At 55.6% G+C, this 22,613-nt stretch carries 20 protein-coding genes; 4 read left to right on the top strand and 16 right to left on the bottom strand.

From position 1 onward, the window contains the following. Nucleotides 1-152: 152 nt before the first annotated feature. The 4 genes from J4D97_RS04745 to J4D97_RS23830 all read right to left on the bottom strand — a co-directional run bounded on the left by J4D97_RS04745 (nucleotide 153) and on the right by J4D97_RS23830 (nucleotide 4,421). A complete protein-coding gene (locus J4D97_RS04745) occupies nucleotides 153-2,162 on the bottom strand; it encodes a LysM peptidoglycan-binding domain-containing protein (protein ID WP_208306593.1) in 2,010 nt (669 codons plus the stop codon). After that, nucleotides 2,162-3,601, bottom strand: coding sequence for an Asp-tRNA(Asn)/Glu-tRNA(Gln) amidotransferase subunit GatA (gatA, locus tag J4D97_RS04740; protein ID WP_208306592.1), 1,440 nt, complete (start codon nucleotides 3,599-3,601; stop codon nucleotides 2,162-2,164). The genes J4D97_RS04745 and gatA overlap by 1 nt, the downstream gene beginning before the upstream one ends. A 136-nt stretch (nucleotides 3,602-3,737) precedes the next feature. Next, complete coding sequence (locus tag J4D97_RS23835) at nucleotides 3,738-4,121, bottom strand: Sec-independent protein translocase subunit TatA/TatB (RefSeq protein ID WP_208306591.1); 384 nt, start codon at nucleotides 4,119-4,121, stop codon at nucleotides 3,738-3,740. A gap of 9 nt (nucleotides 4,122-4,130) precedes the next feature. After that, nucleotides 4,131-4,421, bottom strand: coding sequence for a Sec-independent protein translocase subunit TatA/TatB (locus tag J4D97_RS23830; protein ID WP_208306590.1), 291 nt, complete (start codon nucleotides 4,419-4,421; stop codon nucleotides 4,131-4,133). A 323-nt stretch (nucleotides 4,422-4,744) separates the two neighbouring features. Between J4D97_RS23830 and J4D97_RS04725 the strand changes: the two genes are divergently transcribed. Then, nucleotides 4,745-5,686 carry a GAF domain-containing DNA-binding protein gene (locus tag J4D97_RS04725; RefSeq protein ID WP_208306589.1) on the top strand — a complete coding sequence of 314 codons (942 nt, stop codon included), beginning with the start codon at nucleotides 4,745-4,747 and terminating at the stop codon, nucleotides 5,684-5,686. 267 nt (nucleotides 5,687-5,953) lie between these two features. Here J4D97_RS04725 and J4D97_RS04720 read toward each other — a convergent pair whose 3' ends face one another. The 7 genes from J4D97_RS04720 to J4D97_RS04690 form a co-directional block, all read right to left on the bottom strand. Beyond that, nucleotides 5,954-7,300: a murein hydrolase activator EnvC family protein gene (locus J4D97_RS04720; protein WP_347879323.1), complete on the bottom strand. Its 1,347-nt coding sequence runs from the start codon at nucleotides 7,298-7,300 to the stop codon at nucleotides 5,954-5,956. Between the two features lie 4 nt (nucleotides 7,301-7,304). Next, on the bottom strand, nucleotides 7,305-8,078 hold the full coding sequence (locus tag J4D97_RS04715) for a DUF4292 domain-containing protein (RefSeq protein ID WP_208306588.1): 774 nt from the start codon (nucleotides 8,076-8,078) through the stop codon (nucleotides 7,305-7,307). Continuing rightward, nucleotides 8,071-9,882 (bottom strand): tetratricopeptide repeat protein, encoded by a 1,812-nt coding sequence (locus J4D97_RS04710; RefSeq protein ID WP_208306587.1) that lies wholly within the window; start codon nucleotides 9,880-9,882, stop codon nucleotides 8,071-8,073. The genes J4D97_RS04715 and J4D97_RS04710 overlap by 8 nt, the downstream gene beginning before the upstream one ends. A 111-nt stretch (nucleotides 9,883-9,993) precedes the next feature. Further along, nucleotides 9,994-11,007 (bottom strand): sugar phosphate nucleotidyltransferase, encoded by a 1,014-nt coding sequence (locus J4D97_RS04705; RefSeq protein ID WP_185281484.1) that lies wholly within the window; start codon nucleotides 11,005-11,007, stop codon nucleotides 9,994-9,996. Nucleotides 11,008-11,089: 82 nt separating this feature from the next. Next, complete coding sequence (gene dut, locus J4D97_RS04700) at nucleotides 11,090-11,524, bottom strand: dUTP diphosphatase (RefSeq protein ID WP_208306586.1); 435 nt, start codon at nucleotides 11,522-11,524, stop codon at nucleotides 11,090-11,092. Nucleotides 11,525-11,587: 63 nt separating this feature from the next. Beyond that, nucleotides 11,588-13,090, bottom strand: a complete 1,503-nt coding sequence (locus J4D97_RS04695; protein ID WP_208306585.1) for a polysaccharide biosynthesis C-terminal domain-containing protein — start codon at nucleotides 13,088-13,090, stop codon at nucleotides 11,588-11,590. Between the two features lie 127 nt (nucleotides 13,091-13,217). Further along, nucleotides 13,218-14,009: an enoyl-CoA hydratase/isomerase family protein gene (locus tag J4D97_RS04690; protein WP_208306584.1), complete on the bottom strand. Its 792-nt coding sequence runs from the start codon at nucleotides 14,007-14,009 to the stop codon at nucleotides 13,218-13,220. A 208-nt stretch (nucleotides 14,010-14,217) separates the two neighbouring features. On the opposite strand from J4D97_RS04690, the gene mscL reads away from it, so the two are divergent. The 3 genes from mscL (at nucleotide 14,218) to J4D97_RS04675 (ending at nucleotide 16,247) form a co-directional block, all read left to right on the top strand. Continuing rightward, on the top strand, nucleotides 14,218-14,643 hold the full coding sequence (mscL, locus tag J4D97_RS04685; protein WP_185281480.1) for a large-conductance mechanosensitive channel protein MscL: 426 nt from the start codon (nucleotides 14,218-14,220) through the stop codon (nucleotides 14,641-14,643). A gap of 133 nt (nucleotides 14,644-14,776) precedes the next feature. Further along, entirely contained in the window at nucleotides 14,777-15,706 is a 930-nt protein-coding gene (locus tag J4D97_RS04680; RefSeq protein ID WP_208306583.1) for a DUF3078 domain-containing protein, read from the top strand. A 94-nt stretch (nucleotides 15,707-15,800) separates the two neighbouring features. Further along, on the top strand, nucleotides 15,801-16,247 hold the full coding sequence (locus tag J4D97_RS04675; RefSeq protein ID WP_208306582.1) for a hypothetical protein: 447 nt from the start codon (nucleotides 15,801-15,803) through the stop codon (nucleotides 16,245-16,247). 359 nt (nucleotides 16,248-16,606) lie between these two features. On the opposite strand, the gene infB is transcribed toward J4D97_RS04675, so the two are convergent. The 5 genes from infB to J4D97_RS04650 form a co-directional block, all read right to left on the bottom strand. After that, nucleotides 16,607-19,672, bottom strand: a complete 3,066-nt coding sequence (gene infB, locus J4D97_RS04670) for a translation initiation factor IF-2 (protein ID WP_208306581.1) — start codon at nucleotides 19,670-19,672, stop codon at nucleotides 16,607-16,609. Between the two features lie 121 nt (nucleotides 19,673-19,793). Then, the gene (gene nusA / locus J4D97_RS04665; RefSeq protein WP_185281474.1) at nucleotides 19,794-21,077 is read right to left on the bottom strand and encodes a transcription termination factor NusA; all 1,284 of its coding nucleotides are present in this window, start codon (nucleotides 21,075-21,077) and stop codon (nucleotides 19,794-19,796) included. A gap of 126 nt (nucleotides 21,078-21,203) precedes the next feature. Then, a complete protein-coding gene (gene rimP / locus J4D97_RS04660) occupies nucleotides 21,204-21,677 on the bottom strand; it encodes a ribosome maturation factor RimP (protein WP_208306580.1) in 474 nt (157 codons plus the stop codon). 212 nt (nucleotides 21,678-21,889) lie between these two features. Then, nucleotides 21,890-22,120, bottom strand: coding sequence for a gliding motility-associated C-terminal domain-containing protein (locus J4D97_RS04655; protein WP_208306579.1), 231 nt, complete (start codon nucleotides 22,118-22,120; stop codon nucleotides 21,890-21,892). Then, nucleotides 22,008-22,580, bottom strand: coding sequence for a hypothetical protein (locus J4D97_RS04650; RefSeq protein WP_208306578.1), 573 nt, complete (start codon nucleotides 22,578-22,580; stop codon nucleotides 22,008-22,010). Before J4D97_RS04650 ends, J4D97_RS04655 begins: the two co-directional genes overlap by 113 nt. Nucleotides 22,581-22,613: the final 33 nt, after the last annotated feature.

Genomic DNA, 22,613 nt, shown 5'->3' with positions numbered 1-22,613 from the left:
GACTAAGGGGCAAAGGTAAGCTAGTGGCCGGCAAAGGTAGGCGCCACCGGAAAGAAAAGCGCCCCAGGCGGTAGGCCCGGGGCGTAGGGTAGGGTAATGCCTGGCATTTCGAACATTCTGCTTGATGCGCAGAATGTTCGAAATGACGTGCTTTAACTGGTTTCCACAATCAGCTTCTGGCCCGGCTTCACGGCATCCGATTTCAGATGGTTCAACCGGCGCAGTTGCTCCACCGTCACTCCTTGGTAGCGGCGCGAAATGTTATAGAGCGTGTCGCCGGGCTGTACCAGGTAGGTACGGGGCGGCAAAAGGGTGGGAGCAGCGGGCTTTGAGCGGGGCACTGGCTTATGAGCCGTAGCGGTTAGCACCGGAGCTGCCGGAGTTTCTTCATCGGCCTGCGCCACGTAGAGCGTCAGCTTTTGCCCCGGCATCAAGTGGCTGGAAGCCGATGGGTTCCAATCCATCAACTGTGCCACCGTCACATCGTGGCGCTGGGCAATCTTGCTGAGATTGTCGCCGCGCCGTACGGTGTACAGGGTAGCAGCCGTATCCGCAGGCGCTATCGATGCTACTGCTACTGGGGACGTTTCGGGTACTGCGGTAGGGTGTTCCTGATGGGTAGGGGTAGGGGCCTCCGTGCGTCGGGCAGCGGACCGTGTAGGGGCTACCGTTGCGGTGGCAATAGCTGCCGCTGGTGCAACCGGTTTCATTACCGCTACCGGCGTCACGACCGTGCCGTCTGCCCGCCGCGCCGATGCTACGGTGGGTAGGGCCTCCGGTACCTGGGCCGCTACCTTTGCATAAGTTGGGGTAGGAGTAGACTGTTTTTCGGCGGGGGTTGGCACAAATAGCACTAATTTCTGCTGCGCCCGCAACGTCTGCTGGCGGCTGCTCAGCTTGTTCCAACGTCGCAATTGGCTTTGCGAGACACCGTAGTTGCGGGCCACAGTAGCAATAGTCTGGCCTCGGCGCACCGTGTGCACCTTACGTTGCAGGCGCGGGGCTTCAGGTGGTGGCGCGGCGGCAGCCAGCATAGCCGGGGTAGCAGGCGCGCCGGCCATGTGCGGTGGTAGGGGCACTAAAGGCTGCGGCAACTCTCGCAGCGGCTGGCAGTAGGCAAACAGCGTAGACCGATCAACGTTAACTAGCTGTGCCCGGAGCGCCGAGGGTACCTGAATAACGTAGGAACGATACCCCGACGGCAAATACGCCCGCTTGATTTCCGGGTTATACCGCAGCAACGCCAACGAATCGGACAAGCCCACTGCTTGGCTGAGGCGGCGCAGGTCGAAGGCTTTACCGCGCAAGTGCAGCGTGTCGAGCGGCTCGGCGTACTGGTAACGAAGCTCGGACGAGTGCAGCTGGTGCTCCCGCGCGTACTTCATGGTGTACATGATGGCCGTGAAGGTAGGCACGTAGTTGCGCGTTTCCTTCGGCATGTAGGGGTATAGGTCCCAGAAGTTCTTCTTGCCCGTGCGGCGTATCACGCGCTGCACGTTGCCTACCCCCCAGTTATACGACGCCAACACCAGCTCCCAGTCGTGGAAGACGCCGTAGAGAGCCCGCAGGTATTTGCAGGCTGCTTCGGTGGCCTTTTCGGGGCTCATACGCTCGTCCACCCACTCATCGCGCACGAGGCGCCAGTCGCTGGCAGTAGGGCCCATAAACTGCCACAAGCCGGTAGCGCCTACCCTCGATTTGGCCGTCGGAATCAAGGCAGATTCGACGACAGCCAGGTATTTCAGGTCGTTGGGTAAATCGTATTTCGCCAGGTACTTCTCAAAAATCGGGAAGTACATATTCTCCCGCTCCAGCACGCGCTGCGTGTAGGCGCGGTTGCGTTGGGTAAAGAAGTTGACGTAGGCCAGCACCGAGTTGTTGAACACGTGCGGCATGTCGGTTTCAATGCAGCCTACCCGGTCGCCCACTAGGTCGCGCAGCTCGGGGGGCGTTTGGGCCCACAGCAGCTTCACGGAGTCGACGTGCGCCGCTACCAGCGAATCGGGGGGTAGGGCCAGCAGGTTCACCTGCACGGTATCATCGGGAAGCGGGAGCGAGCCAATGGGCGGGGCGGGCAGCGTTTGTGCCGTTCCCATCCTTCCAAAAGCCAGAAATAACAACCCCGGTGCGGCTACCCGCTTCCACAACGACAGCTTCTTCATCAGGGCAACGCGGGTGTTAAAGACTCAGTAATCGAATTGGCAAAAGCCAGCAGGTGTTCCTCGCGGAATGCCCCAGCCAACAGTTGCAAACCAATGGGTAGCCCCTCGCTGTCGGTGCCCGCCGGTACTGAAATAGCCGGTACCCCAGCCAACGACGCCTGCACCGTGAAAATGTCGGCCAAGTACATCGCCAACGTATCCTTATTCACGTCGCCAATGTGGAACGCCGTGGTAGGGGTAGTAGGCAGCACCAGGAAATCGTACTGGCGTAGCAGTTCATCGGTCTTCTCCTTGATCAGGCGACGCACCTGCTGGGCTTTGGTGTAGTACGCATCGTAGTAGTCAGCCGACAGCACAAAGGTGCCTAGCAGAATCCGGCGCTGCACTTCTGAGCCAAAGCCCTGGGCGCGGGTTTTCTTGTAAAGCGATTCCAGATCGGTAGCGTCCGGAGCGCGGTAGCCAAACTTCACGCCGTCGTAGCGGCTCAGATTGGAACTGGCCTCGGCGGTGGTCAGGATATAGTAGGTAGGAACAATGTAATCGAGGTAGGGAAAGTCTACAGCTTCCACCACGTGGCCTTGGCTGCGCAGCAAGTCCAGCGCTTCTTCCGTGGCCGCCTTAATTTCCTCATTTAAGCCTGGGCGCTCCAGGCAGTCCTTGATGTAGCCGATGCGGTATTGCGCCGCCGGTTCCAGTTGCTGGCTGTACGCAGGCACTGGGTGGTGGCTTACGGTGCTGTCAAAATTGTCGGCTCCAGCCATCACTTCCAACAGCAGCGCCGCATCTTCCACGGAGCGCGTGAGCGTACCAATCTGGTCGAACGACGAAGCGTAGGCAATTAGTCCATAGCGCGAGATGCGCGAGTAGGTAGGCTTGAAACCCACCACACCGCAAAAAGCGGCTGGCTGTCGTACCGAGCCGCCTGTATCGGAGCCAATAGAGGCCAGACACAAATCGGCCTGCACTGCCACCGCCGACCCGCCCGACGACCCACCGGACACCCGGTCAGTGTCTAGTTCATTGCGCACGGGGCCAAAGTAGGATGTCTCGTTGGAGGCGCCCATAGCAAACTCGTCGCAGTTCTGGCGACCAATCAGAATAGCGTCTTCATCCAGCAAACGCTGTACGGCCGTGCCGCTGAACAAGGAGCGGAACCCATCCAGAATGTGGCTGCTGCTCTGCAACGCGTGGTCTTTGTAGGCCAGCACGTCTTTCAGGCCAATCACCATACCGGCCAGCTTGCCGGCCGTGCCAGCTTGCAGCTTGGCGTCCACGGCATCGGCCTGAGTGCGGGCCTCTTCGGGCCACACTTCCAGGAAGGCGTTCAGGTGTTGCTTCTGCTGGATGTTATCCAGATAATACTCGACGAGCTGACGACAGGTGGTGGTGCCTGCCGTCAGCTCGCGACGAACTTCCGTGAGGGAGTTAAAACGTTTCAAATCGCTGGGTCAGTGAAGTGAAAAAAGAAATTGTCAGGAAATAACGGTCTGTTGCTGGCGAGCTTTGTAGGCTTGCATAAAGAACAGACCGCTACTTCCTGACAACTAAAGTACGGTTTTACTTTGAAACGACGACTTAGGAAGTCTGATCGAGGCGGTTAGATGTATGCTCTGGCTGCGGAGCCGGCATAGCCACACCACCATCCATGGGCGGTGCTACCGTGGTAGGAGGCACTGGCACCGAGTCGGTATGAACTGGAGCGCCGGGAGCTGAAGCATAAGGCTGTTGGTACGGCTGCTGTGGCTGCTGGTACGATTGATTATGGTTGGGACGGCCGGAATTCTCGATTTCGTTGCGAATCTCCGACGAAGCGTCTTTGAATTCCCGAATGCCTTTGCCCAAGCCCCGCGCCAACTCAGGAATCTTATTGGCGCCGAAGAAAATGAGGATAACCACCATGATGAGCATTATCTCACCACCTCCCAGGTCTCCCAGGAATAAGAAAAGAGGCGTATTCATTGCAGTAGGTTAGTAACGGGGTTGAGTTGGATTCTGATGCTGATTGGTAGGCGGCGCTGGCTGGTCGCGGTAGGGCGGCTGGGTAGGCTGCTGGTTACCGTAGTGAGGCTGCTGGGTTTGCTGCTGGTCGCGGTACTCGGGACGCTCCTCCTTCGAAGCATCCTTGAATTCCTTCACTCCCTGACCCAGGCCACGGAACAATTCAGGAATGCGTTTTGCACCAAAAAAGATGACAAGCACGAAGATAATAAATATGATCGTGCGGGGGGCAATAGCCAGAAACAGCGCGGTTAAGAGCATGGGCGAGGCCGCAAGGCCAGTTTGGGGTGGTAAAACTATAGCTACGCAACTGGCTATGGTTTAGGATTGGTAAAGGTACCCGATAATTCGCAAATCAGTTCCGATAACCAGTAGTTTTCCTGTTGGAGTCGATGCAGGCTAATCCTATTTGTTAGAAAGTAAGGTAAAAAGTTGAGCGCTAAAAATCCAGCTTCTGCCGTGCTAATATCATAGTTCAACGATTACCGCCCGGCAATCCATTGATCAACTGATATCTTCGTTGCCCCCTCTATCTTACTAATCTTTTACCAGCGCATGCAATTCAGTAGTTTATCTGCACGCTAATGACAAAAAAATCATATAAGAGTCAATCCTCACTGATTTCAAATGACTCTGGCAGCCGGGAGGCTACGCGGTTAGAAATACTGCGAAACTATCAAATTCTGGATACGCCCAAAGAACAGGCTTTCGACGACTTGGCAAAGCTCACGGCCTATATCTGTGATACGCCAATTGCTCTCATATCGTTCATTGGCGCCGATCGGCAGAGTGTGAAGGCGGAGGTAGGAGGGGAGGGTCTGCACAATCTGCCGCGCGACATTGCCTTCTGCAACTATGTGATGCTGTCAGAAGATTTGCTGGAGGTAGAAGATGCCGCGAATGACGTTGATTTTCAATACAACCCGCTAGTAGTTGGCAAGCAGAAAGTGCGCTTTTATGTAGGCGCTCCTTTGCTTTCGCCCGAGGGCTACCCCTTGGGTAGTCTATGCGCCATCGATATGGTACCGCGCCGGCTGAACGAGCAGCAGCGCGAAGCGCTACGCATATTAGCCCGCGAGGTAGTAGCGCACCTAGAGCTGCGCCGGGCCCGGCTGCAATTAGAAAAGGAAAAAACGCAGCTGTTTGAACTGCTACGCCCAAGTACCAATAAGCCCGATACAGTGGCGGCGGAAGAGCAGTACACAGAAATATTCGTGCGGCAGGAGCAAAAGCTGGTGCGCGTGGTTACAGCCGACATCACCTACGTAGAGGCCCTGGGCGATTACGTGAATATTTATACTGATCGAGAGCGACTTACGGTATACAGCACGATGAAAGAACTGGAAAGCCGGCTGCCTAATCGGGACTTTGCCCGTATTCACCGCAAGTACATTGTGTGTCTGGGCCGCATTATTGCTATTGAAACCGACACCGCTTTGTTTGAGACCAGCAAGACCACAACGTTGTCGTTGCCCATCGGCAACTCTTACAAGGCGGCACTTCTCAACCGGCTGAACTTGATATAGTACCGTTTCTGAATAGCATGGCTTTTATTCAGCGGCCATAATTCGTGACTTTACCGAGCGAAACTGTTGCTTCAGCGAAAAAGAAAGATATACTTATTGAGAATTATATAACTTTCCGGTAGTTATCTAAGACTTAACAAAGGAGCAGGCTATGTTCTGGAGTTGGAATATTGATAGCTAAGTTTGTTTTCATAGCTCGGAAAGACACCGTATTGTATACGGTGTTTTTTTTGTTCTGTAGGTTTTGCTGCGCTACTTCACCTAGCACTATTTGCGGCCCAGCCAATTTTCTGGGTTGAGATTGGCACTGTTGCGCCACAGCTGAAATTGCACTTCCGAGGTGCCCTCCGAGTTGGTTTGTACGGTGCCAATAGTTGCACGGGCCTTCACTACCTGGCCTTCTTGTACGCTCACGGAGCGTAGCTTGGCATACACGGTGAAATATTCGCCATGCTGGATCATGACAATGTTGTTCATGCCTGGCACGCTGGATACCGTGAGTACTTTACCGTCGAAAATAGCCCGCACTGGCTCACCGGCATTCGTCTGGATATCTACGCCGCGGTTTTCTACTACTACGTTTTTGAGCACCGGGTGCGCGTGGCGGCCAAAGTGTTGGGAGATGAAGCCGCGTGCCACAGGCCACAGTAGGCGGCCTTGGTTGTCGGCAAAGGAAGAGGAGAGGGCGGCCGTTTCGGGGGTAAGCGTTACGCGATTTACCCGGCTGGCGGCGGCATCTTCCTCGGCGGCACTGGTGCGCGAGGTGCCACCCGCACCACCTCGTACCCCGCTACGAGCCGCATTGGCTCGGGCGGCACGAGCAGCGGCAGCGGCGCGGGCCGCCCGAGCAATTTCTTCGCGTACCCGTTGGGCAATCAGGTTGTCGAGGCGCTGCACGGCTTGCTGGCGGCGGGTTAGCTCTTGGCCCAGCTTTTCTTCTTGCTGGCCGAGCTTGGTTACTACCTGATCCTGCTGCGTTTTAAGACTAATAAGGTTCTTTTTCTCCGTGAGCTGATTGGAAAGTAGTGTACTTTTCTGCTGACGCTGCTCATTAAGGTTCGTCAACTGGCGGCTGAGCTTCTGCTGGGTAGCGCTGATCTGGGCGGCCTGGGCCTGCCGCACTTCAGAATACTGCCGCACGTAGCGCAGGCGGCGCAAAAAGCTATTGAACGAATCGGCCGCAAACAGGAGCATGATGCGGTTGTAGCTATTCGCCGTTTTGGAGGCCGCGTAAATCATGCGGGCATATTCGGCGCGCAACTGCTCCAGGCTTTGCTGGGTTTGCTGCACCTGGCCTTCAGTCTGGCGCACATCTGTTTCCACGGTTTTCAGCTCCGTGGAAATGTTGCGAATCACGCCCTGCTGCACGGTGAGCTTTTCCTTCAGCGCATTTAGTTGCCCAATAGAAGCCTGCTTTTTCTCTTGAGTTTGAGCCAAGATGCGGCTGGTTTCTTTGATGCGCCGCAGCGTAGTGCGCCGTTCCCGTTCCAACTGCGCTTTGCTTTTAGTACGGGTAGTAGAGCGCTTACGCTGTTGTGCCTGAGCAGGAGGTCCGCTCAGGTGTAACAGGAAGGCAGTAAGGAGTAAAATGTAAAAACGCAACGTTCCCTTCACGCTGTTACTTTTTTCGCGTGTAGCCCGAAGGTACGGAGAAGGGGAAAGACAGGCGCTCTTTGTCCAGGTCCACGTTGCGGTAGTTGATGGATAGCGTAGAAGCGCCACTACCCTGCTTCACCTGCACCAGCGTGGAGTAGGCGAACTGTTGCTGCGTACCGGCCAGGGCCTGAAAATCGGTGTAGTTCACCATGTAGCTGTTCTGCGAGTTGGGGTCGGTCACTGTTAGCTCCTTCACGCGTTGCCGGCTCAGCTCAATCAGTTGCTTAAGCAGCAGGCCCGATTGGGCATACTCTACCCGCTGCTGCGGGCCTTCGGTAACGACGGTAGGCGTCACGCCGGCCGGTGCGGGCAGATAGTTGCCCAGCAACAGCGCCTGTAGCTGCTCGAAGGTTACCTCCACATTGAACTGCTGCTTCAGGTAGGCAAAGTTGCCGGCGTAATACTCCCGCTGCAACTTATTCATGATTTGGATAGAATCGCGGGTGATGCGGGCGCGTACGCCTTCAAATCCAGCCAGGCCCAACGACATCCAGATAATGCTGTCCTTGCGCATGCGCACGTTGATATTCACCGTCTGCTTCAGCGAAGGCATGTCTACCTGGGCCTTGCCTTTGGCAGTGAGGTAGCGGAAATCGATATTCTCTACCTTGATTTCTGGGTTGATTGGCGTGGCCGTGGTAGCCGGATTGTTGGTAGCAGTAGGAGTTAGCTTGCGCTGACAGCTGCCCAACACGAGCAGAACAAGGAGCAGCAAAACGCCGGGGTACTTACTCATAAAGCTTCTTTTCTTTGATCTTACGGTCAATCAGGGCCGAGGCGTCGCCGGCTTGTTTGGCGCGCTCCCAGGCCGCTACGGCCTGCGTGGGCTGCTGTAGCTGAAACAGCACGTCGCCGTAATGTTCTAGCAGCGTGCCATCGGAACTGTGTTTCAGGGCGGTTTCTAGCGCCTGGCGGGCGCCGGTGTAGTCTTTCAGCTTATACAGCACCCAAGCGTACGTGTCGAGGTAGGTAGGGTTATCGGGAGACTGCTTTACCAGCCGGCCAGCCATTTGCTTAGCTTTGTCCAGCTTCTCGCCTCGCAGGGAGAGATAGTAGCTGTAATTGTTCAGGGCCTGGGCATTGTTGGCGTCAACGCTGAGCGCTGCCTCATACGCGGCATCCGACTTGGGGTAGTCTTTCAGTTCGTGGTATACATCGCCCAACTGCGTATTGAACTGCGCCTGTAGCTCGGGGTTGTCGGTCGTAAGCTTGCGGCCATACTCCAGCGACTTGATAGCCTGGGCGGGCTGCTTTTTCAGCACGTGCCCTACCCCATTGTAGAACCAGAGCGGTGCTTGGTTAGGAAACAGTTCCAGCGCCTGCTCGGTGTGCACCAGCAACGAATCGGACTGGTTTAGCTCAGCATCCAGCAACACCACTTGCTGCCAAATCTGAAACTTGGAGTTGTCAAGCTGAATAGCGCGCAGGTAGGAAGCGCGGGCGTCCTGCCTGTGCTCAATAATGGTCTGTACATCGCCAGCCATGGCAAAGGCCTTGGCCTCCTGAGGGTGCGCTTTCGTGGTTAGCTCCGCCAGGTCCAGCACTATTTGGGTGAGGTCTGGATTAGGCAACTGTCGAACGTATTCAATCAGGATGCGGACTTTTGAGTCTATGTCCATCGCCGGATTACCGAACGCTAGCTTCAGCTGCTCCACCGACTCGGCCTTTTTGCCCTGCAAGCGGTACACATCGGCCAAGATCATGCGGGCCTGTGGGTTGTCGGGGGCTTGGCGCAACGCCTGTTGGGTAACGCGCAATGCGTCGGGTAGGCGGTTGTTGGTCACATACATCTGGGCCTGCGCCAGCACGTACCGAATGTCTTCGGGGTTGGAGGCAATCAGCGTTTCGCCTTCCTGCAACGCCTTATCCAGATTGTTCTGCTTCAGATAAATCTGCTGCTTCTTGAACGCTACCTCATCCGTGGAGCCAAATTCCTTCTCGGCTTGGTCGTAGGTGGTCAGCGCCTCTTGCAGCTTACCCTGCGCCAAGTACAAGTCGGCTAGGTTGAACAGGTAATAGTTTGAATCGGGTACATCCCGAATCAGGCTGGTATACACCTTTGCGGCCTGGTCATACTGCTTTTGGGTGGTGTACGTCTGGGCCAGCAATAGGTAATAATAGGTGTTTTTGGGGTCGAGGCGCACGGCGGCCTGCGCAAAGTTGGTGGCCTCCTTGAGGTTGCCCGTAAGCATATTCACCTCAGCAATTTTATAGCTAATGGCCGCATTGTTGGGGCTGAGCGCATACGCTTTCAGCAGCCGCTCCATGGCCTTGGAGTAGTCTTCGAGCAAAGCGTAGCGCACCCCGTCCACAAAGTATGCCTCGCTTTGCTCCCGTTCCCGCGACGAAGGCTCACGCGAGTTCTGCTGGGCATTTTCTAGGGCCACCCGGTGAGCCAACTCCTTCCGCTCGCGGCGGCTGAGCTTGCGCTCCTTGGCCGGCGTCAGGCCAGTGTCTGTCTCCGTGGATTGTTGTGCCATGGTGCTGCCGGCCACTAGTAGCCCCAGCATCAGCAGCAAGAAAGCGGATAGTTGAGGCATACAGAGAGGAAATAAACCGGCCGGACGGCCCGGCGCATCAACAAAATAACAAAAGAAATAGCACGGCCCGTCAGGACCGCGCTATTGCTAACGTCAAAACGCAGAAAAATATCACACCCGCAGGGTGTTAAAGTCACCCAGGCTCAAATCGGCGGGGGCGCTTACGACGGTGGCGTTGTTACCTACCATCGAGTTGGTGATATTGGCGTGCAATACCGAGGCTGATTTCTGCACGATAGAGTTGGTCAGCACCGAGTTGCGCACGTTGCTACCCTCACCCAACGATACGTGTGGACCCACCACCGAGTCGGTCACCACGGCGTTTTCGCCGATGTACACGGGCTCAATTATCACCGAGTTCGTGATTTTGGCCGAGTCGGCTACCAGTTTCTCGCCGCGCTCCTGCAAGTATTCGAGGTAGCGCTGGTTGGTGAAGACGGTTGCATCCTTGTTGCCGCAGTCAAGCCACTCAGTTACGCGGCCGGGCACAAATTTGGTGCCCTTGTTTTTCATGTTTTCTAGGGCATTGGTGAGCTGATACTCGCCTTTGTCCTTGATGTCGTTGTCGAGCAGATATTGCAACTCCTCGCGCAGGTAGGCGCCGTCCTGGAAGTAGTAGATGCCGATGATGGCCAGGTCAGAAACGAATTCCTCAGGCTTCTCCACAAAGTCGGTAATCTCGCCGCTGTCATCCAGTTTCACCACGCCAAAGGGCTTGGGGTCGTCTACCTTCTGCACCCAGATGGTACCAGCAGCCGACGAGTCCAACTTGAAATCAGCCTTAAACAGCGTATCAGCAAAGGCCACTACCAGCGGGCCGGTCAGCGACTCCTTAGCGCATAGAATAGCGTGGGCAGTTCCTAGGGCCTCATCCTGATACACGATAGTTGCTTTTGCACCTACCGACTCAGCAATTTTTTGCAGGTTGCTCTCCACCTCTTTGCCGAAAGCCCGGCCAATAATGAAGGCTACTTCGTCCACCGGCTCGTTGCACACCTGGGCAATGTCCTCCACGAGGCGCTGCACAATGGGCTTGCCCGCAATCGGAATTAGGGGTTTGGGAACAGTGAGGGTGTGGGGGCGCATGCGTTTGCCCATGCCAGCCATCGGGACGATGATTTTCATATCCTTCCTGAGTAGGAGTGTTAAAAGTGGGTAATAAGTGCTCTATATTATATAGAAACGGGGAAAAGCTTGTTGCGGTTGGTTAATGACTGCCAGTACTGCCGTAGCCGCCCGTGCCGCGGGCTGTTTCGCTTAGCTCTTCGGTAGGTTCCCAGTCAATTACCTCATGGCGGGCTACTACTAGCTGTGCAATTCGCTCGCCGTCCTGCACTACGAAATCCGCGTCGGAGAGATTCACCAGTAGCACCTGAATTTCGCCCCGGTAGTCGGCATCAATGGTGCCGGGGCTGTTCACGATGCCAATGCCGTGCTTGTAGGCCAGGCCACTGCGGGGCCGCACCTGCATTTCGTAGCCCACGGGTAGGGCCACAAACAAGCCAGTCGGGATAAGTGCGCGTTGCAAAGGTCGTAGCGTCACGGGTTCCGTAAGATTAGCCCGCACGTCGAGGCCAGCGGCGTGTGCTGTTTGGTAGGCAGGTAGAGAATGGTGAGAGCGGTTGATAACGGGAATCTGCATCGGGCAAAGGTAGGAGGGTAGGGGCAAGAAGCCAGAACCTCATCCCGAAAGAACATTTAACAGTTACCTACCTAGTGCGCGTTGCGGTTTCTCAATCAGCACAATCAGCCCAATGAAGGCTAGCGTGAGTAGCGCGTGAAAAGCATGTCCACTCCAGGTACCCGATAAGGGTAGCCACCAACTAACAGCTACTACCCCGCAAGCCACCAGCAACCACGTAAGCAGCCGCACCACAGGGTAGGGCACCGGAAAGTGCCGTTCGCCGAGCCACCAGCATAGCGCCGCCATCATAAAATAACAGGCCAGCGTGGCAATGGCCGAGCCCATATACCCCAGCACCGGAATGAGTAGGAAGTTGAGGACGATGGTAAGTACAGCGCCAGCAAATCCTATATAGGTGCCGTAGTAGGTTTTGTCGGTGAGTTTGAACCACACCGAGAGGTTCCAGTATACGCCCAAAAACAGGTTGGCCAGCAGCAGCACCGGCACCACGCTCAAGCCTTGCAGATATTCGGGACTGCGCAGAAAAACCCGCGCCACCAAGTCCACGTTCACGCTTACGGCAACGAACAGAACGGCGCAGCACAGTGTGAACCACTTGAGTACCAAGGCAAACGTGAGGGGTGAGTTTTTTTCGGTGCTCTGCGCAAAGAAAAAGGGCTCGGCCGCGTATTTAAACGCCTGAATAACCAAGCTCATCAAAACAGCAATCTTGTAGCAGGCGCCGTAGATGCCTACCGCTGCCAAGCTGTCCTGACCGGGGTAGAAGCCCTCAGGAAGCCACTTAGGCAGCAGAATGCGGTCCAGCGTTTCGTTCACCATCCCAGCTAGGCCCATCAGCATAATAGGGTAGGCGTAGCGGAGCAACGGCCGCAACGGCTCCAGGTTCAGGCGTGGGCGAATATCGAGCAGCTCCCGGTACAGCAGTACCAGCGTGAAGGCGCTGGCTGCCAGGTTGGAAATGAACACGTATCCTACCCCCACCGTGGGGTCGTAGAGGCGGGCCACCAACGGCTGCAAGGCCGTTAGGTATTTCCCGGCCAGCACATCGGGGCAGAACACAATGAAAAACAGGTTCAACCCGATGTTCAACAGGATGTTAGCCAATCGGATAGCCGCAAATTTCTTCGCCTTGTTCTCCAATCGTAGCCTGGCAAATGGAATGGCCGCTACGGCATCCAGGCCCAGAATACAGGCTATCCAGACGGCGTACCGCTCGTGGCCGGGGGGTAGGGAGAGCAGGCTCATCAGCGGCCGGGCCAGCAAAGCCAACCCTACCGTAAATACGGCGCTGGTGAGCAGTAGCAGCGTCATCACACGATCGTACAGCTCTTGGCGGTCGGTGCCGGGGCGGTTGGCAAACCGGAAAAACGTGGTTTCCATGCCGTAGGTGAATACCACATTCAGGAACGATACGTAGGCAAACAACCCCGTGACAATGCCATACTGCGCTGCCACAAACCGGGCTGTATACACGGGTACCAGCAGCGTATTCAGTACCCGCCCTACAATACTACTCACGCCGTACACGGCCGTCTGGCCCGCCAGCTTTTTAGCTATACTCACGGAGTGAAATGGTAAATGATGAAATAGAGAGCAAATAGTGAGATGGTGAATTTGACGTATTATCTGCGCAACTTGCGCGCACTGCGCCAGTAGTACTCGCAGAACGTCGAGCTCACCATCTCACTGCTTACTCACCCGTGAATGCCGCCGGGCGCTTTTCCAGAAAGGCCTGGGTACCCTCACGGAAGTCAGCAGAGCCGCAGCAACGGCCAAAGAGGTTGGCCTCCGTCTGGTAGCCGTGGCGCTCTTGGTCGTAGGCCGCATTCACGCAGTCGATGATCATGCCGATGGCCAGCGGCGCTTTGCTCAGAATCTTGCCCAGCAACTGCTCGCAGAAGGGTAGCAGCTCCGCCAGCGGCACCACATGGTTCACGAGGCCTAGGCGTAGTGCTTCATCGGCTTTCACTTGGTCGGTGGTCATCAGCAGTTCCAGCGCTTTGCCTTTGCCGATGAGCTGGGCCAGCCGTTGCGTACCACCGTACCCCGGAATCAGGCCCAGGTTGGCTTCGGGCTGCCCGAAGCGGGCGTTTTCGGAGGCCACACGCAGATGGCAGGCCATGGCCAGCTCGCAGCCGCCACCCAGCGCAAAGCCATTCACAGCGGCAATAACCGGCTTGGAGCTTTCCTCAATCAGGCAAAATACCTCCTGGCCCTTCTCGGCCATACGGCGCCCTACTATCTCGTTCAACTCGGCCAACTCGGCAATATCGGCGCCGGCCACAAAGGATTTGTCGCCGCTACCCGTCAGAATGATGCCGCGCACTGCTTGCGCATCCAGGGCATACTGCATGGCTTGGCGGATTTCCTCAATAGTAGCCGCGTTCAGCGCGTTCAGCTTGGTAGGGCGGTTCAAAGTAATGCGCAGGATGCCGGAAGCGGAATCCTGTTGCAACAACAGATTATGAAAAAGAGGAACCATAGAGCCGTAACAAAATAGAAGATCAAAAGTCGAGCGGGCAAAGATAAAGTAAAAGCGCGGGGCCTGTTTCGTCCGGCCTGCGGGTCCGCAATAACCCGAAATCGGTTAGGCAACCAATTGATACTGAATTATAAATGAAAAGATATATTGAAAAGTATATTTACTTTGTGCTATTCCTGTCCATTTATTCACCAAAACAATAGGCTACATGGGTTTCTTCTCTGAGTTTAAAACGTTCGTAGCGAAAGGCAACGTGCTGGATCTGGCAGTCGGTGTCATCATTGGCGCCGCCTTCGGTAAGATCGTCACTTCACTGACCGAGGACATCATCATGCCGATTATCAGTCTGGCTACGGGCGATATAGATTTCAAGGAGTGGTACATTCCGTTGGATGGGAAAAGCTACGCCAATCTGGAAGCAGCCAAGGCAGCCAAGGCGGCTACCGTAAATGTGGGCCTGTTTTTGAATGCCGTTATCTACTTTTTTATCATTGCGTTCTGCGTGTTTCTGATTGTCCGCTTTGCCAATCGGTTTAAAGCACCCACTGTGGTAGAAGTGAAGCCGGACCCAACGCCGAGCAAAGAAGAAATATTACTTACCGAAATTCGCGACGCCTTGCGTAGCCGCGCATAGCGGCGAGAGTGGTCTACTGAGCAGCCGGTTACCAAGCTCGTAAGGCTTGTACACCGGCTGCTTTGTGTATATGATAGTTTGTTTCCGTCCTGTTTTGTCCTTTGTCCTCCGAGTTGTCCTCGTACTGCTGCTTTTGTTACCGACTATCGGCCAGGCGCAGACCATGCCGCGCCGCATTGCCCTTGAACCCTACAAGCTGTCCACTGAAATCGACACGGCCCGCGGCTGGCGGCGCGGTGGCGCCGGTTCCATTAATCTCAGCCAGGTAAGTCTCAACAATTGGGCGGCCGGTGGGCAAAGCTCCCTGTCATTGTTGGGCATTGGCAACGTGTACGCGCATTTTCGGGGTGAGAAACACACCTTCGCCGCAGCTGTCGATCTGGTGTATGGGTTGTTGAAGGCTGGCCCGGCCAAGATGCGCAAAAGCGACGACCGGCTGGAAATGAACATTCGCTACGCCCGGCAGTATTCCAACAAGTGGTCGTACGCTACGCAAGTCAATATCAAAACCCAGCTCACTCCTACCAAGTCCAATGAAATTCGTGATTCGCTGACTTCCCGGTTTTTCGCGCCCGCGTACATTCTGGCGTCGGCAGGCTGGGAGTACAAGCCGGTTGAGTACATCTCCGTCCTATTATCGCCCGCTACCGGCAAGTTTACGGTGGTCAATAGCCAGCGCCTGGCTGATTACGGCGCCTTTGGGGTGCAGGGTGCGCGCCGCGACGCCGACGGACGCCTGGTGCGCGGAACCGGCAAGCTGTTTCGGGCCGAGGTGGGTGGTTATATGAATGCCCGAATGGTGAAAACCATTCTACCTAACGTTTCCTACCAAACCCGGCTGGAACTATTCAGTAACTACTTCCACAACCCGCAAAACGTTGATGTATACTGGACCAATCTGCTTGATTGCAAAGTCAACAAGTTTATCAGCGCCAACGTAGCCACTATTCTGATGTACGACGACGATATTCCCGTACCCATTGGTGATGGCACTACGGGCGAAAAAGGGCGTCGTATTCAGTTCAAAGAAACCTTAGGTATTGGCCTGACTTACAAGTTCTAGGGCTGAACTAAAGTGAGAAGGTAGGGGTTGTCGTACCAATCAAAAAGCGGTATCTTAGTTGCTTGCCGCCCATAGTCTTTTAATACGCTGCTGCATGAAGCACTTTTTTGTCTGCCTAAGCTTGTTGCTCCTCACGTCCTTGGCTCAGCAAGCCATTGCTCAGGCCACACTGGCTACCCGCAAATCGTTGGTTAGCGATGAGCCCGCTACCCGGCGTAGTGGCAAAAAGAAGGCTTCCGATGCAGAGATTGCCCGTATGCAGCAACGTATGAGCATGAACTCTGACGAGGCCAAGCGCGATAAGCAGATGGAAATTCTGGAAGCTCGTTCGGGTATGGGTTCCAATACCAGCTTCAGCCGTGGCAGTAATTCTGCCCGCCAATACGATTCGCGCAACGGTGGTTTTACCGTCAAAAAATTCAAAACCAAAAACGTAGGCTCGCTACGCCAGAAACGCGGCCAGACCCACGCCGCCCCCGGCATCGACCCCAAAGGCAAACCGCTGAAGCACAAGCATAAGAAAAGATTTTTGTTCTTTTAATTAGGAGCAGAAACACCCTAATTGAAAGCCCCTACCACACAGAAGTGGTAGGGGCTTTTTTGGCAAAAAAACAGGGATATGGAGTATGAAATATCAACGGGTATTAACGCAAAGCCAATGAAGCTGTCTAGGAAGTAGGTTAGGTCGTCTTGCTGAGCAAAGTCGAAGCATCTCGCTGCGTCCCCTACCATCTAATGAAGCAATAATGTCTAGACGCTGTTCAGCAGGATGAAGGAGTTTTTACACAGAGGAAGGGCAATTATGTAGAATATGATTGTTGGGAGAATCTAAACGCAAAACGCCCCCGGCTCCATAAGAGCCGGGGGCGTTTTGTACTTGCTGAAAATCCAAGCAGTTGCTTACAGCGTCCGCTTGATTTCCTTTTCCTCGAAGCCTTCAATGATGTCGCCTTCTTGCAAATCATTGTAGCCTTTGATGCTAATACCGCACTCGTAGCCTTGGCGCACTTCCGATACGTCGTCTTTGAAGCGTTTCAGGGCCTGTACGTCGCCAGTATACTGCACGATGCCGTCGCGTACCACGCGCACTCTGGTATTCCGGTTGACAGAGCCCTCTGTCACCATACAGCCGGCAATGGTGCCTACCTTGGTGATGTTGAACACCTGACGTACTTCCAGCGTAGCTACCGTCACCTCCTGCACCGTTGGGGCCAGCATGCCTTCCATGGCATCCTTCACCTCGTTGATGGCATTGTAGATGATAGAGTACAGACGGATATCGATCTGCTCCTGCTCGGCCAAGCGGCGGGCACTCTGCGAGGGCCGCACCTGGAAGCCGATGATGATAGCGTCGGAAGCCGATGCCAGCAACACGTCCGATTCAGAAATCGCGCCTACCCCTTTGTTCAGGATATTCACGGCTACCTCCGGCGTGCTGAGTTTCAGCAGGGAGTCGGCCAGTGCTTCCACCGAGCCGTCCACGTCGCCTTTCACAATCACGTTCAGTTCTTTAAACGAACCGATAGCCAAACGACGACCAATCTCATCCAGCGTGATGTGCTTCTTGGTACGCATGCTCTGCTCGCGAGCCAGTTGCTGACGCTGCGTAGCTAGTTCACGAGCGTCGCGCTCTGTGTCCATCACTACAATTTTGTCACCAGCTTGCGGGGCACCAGTCAGACCAAGCACCTGCACCGGAGTAGCTGGGCCAGCTTTCTTCATCTTCTTGCCGCGGTGGTCCGTCATGGCCTTCACACGGCCGTAGTGCGGACCGGCCAGCACGATGTCGCCTACCTGCAACGTGCCGGTTTGCACCAGCACGGTGGTTACGTAGCCACGGCCTTTGTCCAGCGAGGCTTCGATAACCGTACCCACAGCATTTCGGTCAGGGTTGGCTTTCAATTCCAGCAGTTCCGCTTCGAGCAGTACTTTCTCCAGCAGATCGTCGATACCGATACCAGTTTTGGCTGATACTTCCTGCGACTGATACTTACCACCCCATTCTTCTACCAGAATGTTGATAGCCGACAGCTCCTCCCGTACTTTCTCGGGATTGGCGCCGGGCTTGTCAATCTTGTTGAGCGCGATGATGATCGGTACACCTGCCGCCTGGGCGTGGTTGATAGCTTCCTTCGTCTGCGGCATCACTGAATCGTCGGCAGCTACCACGATGATGGCAATGTCCGTTACCTTGGCACCGCGGGCACGCATGGCCGTAAAGGCTTCGTGACCCGGCGTATCGAGGAACGTAACCGGCTTGCCCGACTGCGTTTTCACCTCATAGGCACCAATGTGCTGGGTGATACCACCGGCCTCACCTTTGGCTACGCTCGCATCGCGAATGTAGTCTAGCAGCGACGTTTTACCGTGGTCAACGTGACCCATGATGGTAACAATAGGGGCCCGGTCGCGGAGATCTTCCGGATCGTCCACAATCTCCATCTCGGTTTCCTCTTCCTCCGCCGACAGGAATTCCACGTCATAGCCAAACTCGTCAGCAATAACAGTAATGGCTTCCGCGTCGAGGCGCTGGTTGATGGAAACGAACATGCCCATGCTCAGGCACACCTTAATTACGTCGTTTACCGACGCGTCCATCAGCGAAGCTAGGTCGTTAGCCGAGATGAACTCGGTAACTTTCAGTGTCTTCGAGTCCAGCTCGTTTTGCTGACGCTGCAACTCGGTAGCTTCGGCCACACCGGCCCGCTTGTCGCGGCGGTATTTGGCGCGGTTACCGCGGCTGTTATTGTTGCTGTTGCCGCTAAGCTTCGCCAGGGTTGCTTTAATCTGCTCCTGTATCTGCTTATCGTTCTGCTCGGGCGTATTGGCTACGGCCGGACGAGCTGGCTGATTGCGGTTACCTTGGCCAGGACGGTTGTTGCCGCGCTGTTGATCGGGACGACCTCCACCGGTGCGGTTGCCTCCTTGTTGGCCTTGCTGGCCGGGCTGGTTCTGCCCGACAGTTCCACCACCAGGGGTAGGAATGCGCTGCCGCTTCTTTTTGTCCGCACCGATGCCGCTTTTCCGCACATCAGATGAAGCCACAGGCCGCCGGCCACCGCGTCGCGATGAGTCTACGGGTAGCTCAATTTTGCCCAGTACCGTGAGGCCTTTCAACTGATCGGCCTTCGCTACGATGGTTGAATCTTCTTCGGCTGGAGCCGTTGGAGCTGCGGGGGGCGTTTCCGGAGCTTTTGCTGAAACAGCAGGAGTAACCGGAGCCGCTGGCGCAGCCGGGGCCGCGGGTGGAACCGGAGCAGGGGTAGCAGTAGGTGCCGCGGGTGTCGGAGTTGGAGCAGCTGGGCGCGTTGGCGTAGTTGCTACTGGTGCCGGTGCCGGTGTCGCCGGAGCGGGAGTAGGCGCAGCCGCTACAGGAACTGGTGCTGGCTGCGGAGCAGCCGGTGTTTTTTCCTGGGCGGGTTGTGCTGGCGCTGGTGCAGGAGCAGCCGTCGGCTTGGGAGCCGGGGCTGGGACCGGGGTAGCGGCGGCGGGAGCAGGTGTCGGCGCAGCAGGTCGGGGTGGCACGGGGCGACCCTTGGCATCCAGCTCAATCTTACCCAACACCTTTAGCCCAGGCACGCGGGGTGCTTCGGGCTGGGCGGGAGCAGCAGGGACCGATGGCGTAGCAGCCACCGGTACAGCCGCTGCGGGAGCAGGCTGCTCGGTGGGTTTGGGCGCAGCGGGTTGTTCGCTGGCCTTAGGAGCCGGAGCTGGCTCGGGTTTGGGCTGGACGGTTTCTTGCTCCGTCTGGCGCTTGGCCTGGCTGAGCTTGGCCGCCTCGATTTTATCCTGCACCGACGATTCGAAGGCCTTATTGAGCATGCGTACTTGCTCGGCCGTCAATTTCGTGGTCGGTTTATTATCGATATCAATGCCTTTTTCCGACAGAAAGTCCACAATCGTGGAAATTCCGACGTTCAGGTCTTTGGCCGCCTGATTCAGCCGTTTGGTTGCTGCTTCCGCCATTCTATGCTCGCGAACGATACTCTTATCCAGTTGCAAAGTTACTATATTAAATCTTGTCAGCCGACGCTAAGTCGCGCCACTGGCGTGATTTAGCGTCTTTGCCGTACCGGCCGCCGCGCCCTCATTGCGCGTCGTCGGAAATGGTTGGTTCTGTTTGCTCTTCGTCGGCTTCAAATTCCTGGCGGATGATGCGGAAAACGTCTTGTACCGTTTCCTCCTCCAGCTCCGTGCGCCGTACGATATCCTCTTTGCTGACCGCTAATACGGCGCGGCCAGTATCGAGACCGATTTTTTTGAATTCATTGAGGATCCACTCCTCAATTTCGTCGCGGAACTCGTCGAGGGCAATGTCCTCTTCGTAGTCTCCCGCATCGCGGAATACGTCGATTTCCATGCCCACCAGCCGCGAAGCCAGTTTGATGTTGGCACCGCCCCGACCAATGGCCAGACTCACTTGATCCGGCTTCAAGAACACCGAAACCCGACCAGTTTGTTCGTTTATCTTCATCGAAGTCAACTTTGCGGGCGACAAAGCCCGGGCGATGTATAGCTCCAGGTTGTCGGTGTAGTTGATGACGTCGATATTCTCGTTTTCCAGCTCCCGCACCACGGCGTGAATACGCGAGCCTTTCATGCCCACGCAAGCACCTACCGGGTCGATACGGTCATCGTAGCTTTCAACGGCTACCTTGGCCCGCTCGCCAGGCTCGCGCACGATGTTCTTGATGGTGATAAGGCCATCGTAAATCTCGGGCACTTCCAGCTCAAACAAGCGCTCCAGGAACGCCGGTGCTGCCCGCGACAGGATGATCTTGGGCGTACCGTTTAGTACATCCACGCGGTGCACTACGGCCCGGATGGTGTCACCTTTGCGGTAGCGGTCCTTGGGGATCTGCTCTACTTTGGGCAATACCAATTCGTTTTCTTCTTTATCCAGAATCAGGGCCTCGCGGCTCCACACCTGGTAGACCTCGCCGGTGATAATTTCACCCACCATGTCTTTGTATTGCTGGTAGAGATTGTCACGCTCCAGGTCTTTCACGCGCTGAATCAGCGTCTGACGGGCCATCAGCACAGCACGACGACCGAAATCTTCGAGCTTCACGTCTTCGGCTACTTCCTCGCCTACCTCAAAGTCAGCCTCAATCTTGCGGGCTTCGGCCAACGGAATCTTGTCGAAATCCCAGATATCCTCGGAGTTATCGTCTACAATTTCCCGGTTGCGCCAGATTTCCAAGTCGCCCTGGTCCACGTTGATAATGACGTCGAAGTTCTCGTCAGTCGTATACTTCTTGCGGATCATGGTACGGAACACGTCCTCCAGGATGCTCATCATCGTGGGGCGGTCGATGTTCTTGGATCGGGCAAACTCGGCAAACGATTCGATCAGGACGTTGCTGTTCATCGAATTTGAAGATTAAATTGTTGAATTGTTAAATGGCTGCTTATTGAATGATAAACGGTCGGTGAGTTCAGCTAGAGCAAACAACCATTCAGCAATTCAACCTGTCAGTACTTAACTATTAACCAGTTATTTAAACGAAATAACCACTTTGGCCTCCGCAATATCCGCAAACGGAATGTGCGTGGCGGGTAGGGTTTTCTTTTTGTTCTTTTCTTTCACTACCTCCGCCAGCTGAATGCCCTCGGGGGTGGTTTCTTCCAATACACCAGTTTTCTCGGTGCCATCGGTGAGCTTCAGATCCAAGGAGCGGCCCACGTGCCGGGTGTATTGGCGTGGGTCGATGAGGGGTTGGTCGGCGCCAGGCGAAGAGACTTCCAGCGTGTAGCTGGCTTCCTCACCGTATTCCTCTTCGATGCGGCGGGCTAGCCGGCGGCTCACCTGCGCGCATTCGTCAATCCCTACTCCTTGTTCGCCATCCAGCGTGACGGTGACTTTGGGCCGGATGGCATCAGATACCGTCAGGCCTACCACAAACAGGTTGGCGTCATCGGGCAGGCTGGCTTGCAACAGCTCGGCAATGCGGTCACGATCAAACTTCATAGGCAGAAAAACAGGGGGCAAAAGAAAGAGGGGACTGCGCGTCCCCTCTTCACGATAGCTAATAAGTGGGGCAAAGGTACGAAATAAGAATGCAATTCGCAACCTGTGGCCCACTTACTGTTGCATAGTAGAGAGGGGTAGCAGTACTATAATAGCATAACACTATGTTAGGGCCACTTAGTTCATGTTGTGTAACTCTCTGCTGGGGCAGTCTACCTACGTATTTCCACCCATCCCTTGACCGCACGACCATCTACCAGTCGCAGCAAATAGTAGTAGATACCATCGGGCTGGATGCCGCCGTCCCAATCGTTCTGGTAGGCCGCCGACTCATACACTTTGGCTCCCCAGCGTGAGAAAACTTGCAGCTGCGGTGGGCAACTGGCTGTTACCTCGAAAGTCGTATTCCAGCTGCTGCTGGGCGTTTTCGTAGAAATGCGCATCTATGCCCGACCACAGTTGCTGGTAGCGTACCTGCCGGAAGCTAGGAACCTTGCTGGCCCAGCGGGTAGGGTCGGCGTCGTGGAGGTAGTTGCGTACTCCGCTGGTTGCCTCCTCGCCGCGGAGCTGTACTTGCGCGTTGGCGCCGGCAAAACGCACGTGCAGGGCGTGCGCGGCGAGTTGGTCGGTGGCAGCCGTGGGAGCGAGGGTAGGGCGCTGAGTAGTAAGCTTGGAGTCGGCGTGCGCGTGCGCCAGCGGGTTGCGGGCAAACAAGGCGTACGTCAGTCCGTCGCTCTCCAAAAATAGCCGCCCCTGGTGCAGGTTGGCAGCATAGCGGACACGAGAATCCCACTGCCCACGATTCTCAATAAAATCTAAACTTTTTGTTGGTTGCGCCGCCAGTGCCGCAGCCATAGAGAGCCAGCCCACAAGCACGCAGACGACCATTCTTTTTAAAAACATAAAAAAGGTAGTAGAAGTACCGTTAGGATAGAA

Origin of the sequence: Hymenobacter defluvii (assembly GCF_017589435.1) — a bacterium.
Classification (GTDB): domain Bacteria; phylum Bacteroidota; class Bacteroidia; order Cytophagales; family Hymenobacteraceae; genus Hymenobacter; species Hymenobacter profundi.
The sequence above is the reverse complement of the archived record's forward strand: the minus strand, read 5'-3'. Positions and strand labels throughout refer to the sequence as shown.

What these genes read in the sequence shown, in the direction of transcription:
- J4D97_RS04650 (WP_208306578.1), bottom strand. Translation starts at nt 22,580, where the DNA reads ATGTTTTTAAAAAGAATGGTCGTCTGCGTGCTTGTGGGCTGGCTCTCT.
- infB (WP_208306581.1), bottom strand. Translation starts at nt 19,672, where the DNA reads ATGGCGGAAGCAGCAACCAAACGGCTGAATCAGGCGGCCAAAGACCTG.
- J4D97_RS04745 (WP_208306593.1), bottom strand. Translation starts at nt 2,162, where the DNA reads ATGAAGAAGCTGTCGTTGTGGAAGCGGGTAGCCGCACCGGGGTTGTTA.
- dut (WP_208306586.1), bottom strand. Translation starts at nt 11,524, where the DNA reads ATGCAGATTCCCGTTATCAACCGCTCTCACCATTCTCTACCTGCCTAC.
- J4D97_RS04715 (WP_208306588.1), bottom strand. Translation starts at nt 8,078, where the DNA reads ATGAGTAAGTACCCCGGCGTTTTGCTGCTCCTTGTTCTGCTCGTGTTG.
- rimP (WP_208306580.1), bottom strand. Translation starts at nt 21,677, where the DNA reads ATGAAGTTTGATCGTGACCGCATTGCCGAGCTGTTGCAAGCCAGCCTG.
- nusA (WP_185281474.1), bottom strand. Translation starts at nt 21,077, where the DNA reads ATGAACAGCAACGTCCTGATCGAATCGTTTGCCGAGTTTGCCCGATCC.
- J4D97_RS04705 (WP_185281484.1), bottom strand. Translation starts at nt 11,007, where the DNA reads ATGAAAATCATCGTCCCGATGGCTGGCATGGGCAAACGCATGCGCCCC.
- J4D97_RS04725 (WP_208306589.1), top strand. Translation starts at nt 4,745, where the DNA reads ATGACAAAAAAATCATATAAGAGTCAATCCTCACTGATTTCAAATGAC.
- J4D97_RS04655 (WP_208306579.1), bottom strand. Translation starts at nt 22,120, where the DNA reads ATGCGCATTTCTACGAAAACGCCCAGCAGCAGCTGGAATACGACTTTC.
- J4D97_RS23830 (WP_208306590.1), bottom strand. Translation starts at nt 4,421, where the DNA reads ATGCTCTTAACCGCGCTGTTTCTGGCTATTGCCCCCCGCACGATCATA.
- mscL (WP_185281480.1), top strand. Translation starts at nt 14,218, where the DNA reads ATGGGTTTCTTCTCTGAGTTTAAAACGTTCGTAGCGAAAGGCAACGTG.
- J4D97_RS23835 (WP_208306591.1), bottom strand. Translation starts at nt 4,121, where the DNA reads ATGAATACGCCTCTTTTCTTATTCCTGGGAGACCTGGGAGGTGGTGAG.
- J4D97_RS04710 (WP_208306587.1), bottom strand. Translation starts at nt 9,882, where the DNA reads ATGCCTCAACTATCCGCTTTCTTGCTGCTGATGCTGGGGCTACTAGTG.
- J4D97_RS04690 (WP_208306584.1), bottom strand. Translation starts at nt 14,009, where the DNA reads ATGGTTCCTCTTTTTCATAATCTGTTGTTGCAACAGGATTCCGCTTCC.
- J4D97_RS04675 (WP_208306582.1), top strand. Translation starts at nt 15,801, where the DNA reads ATGAAGCACTTTTTTGTCTGCCTAAGCTTGTTGCTCCTCACGTCCTTG.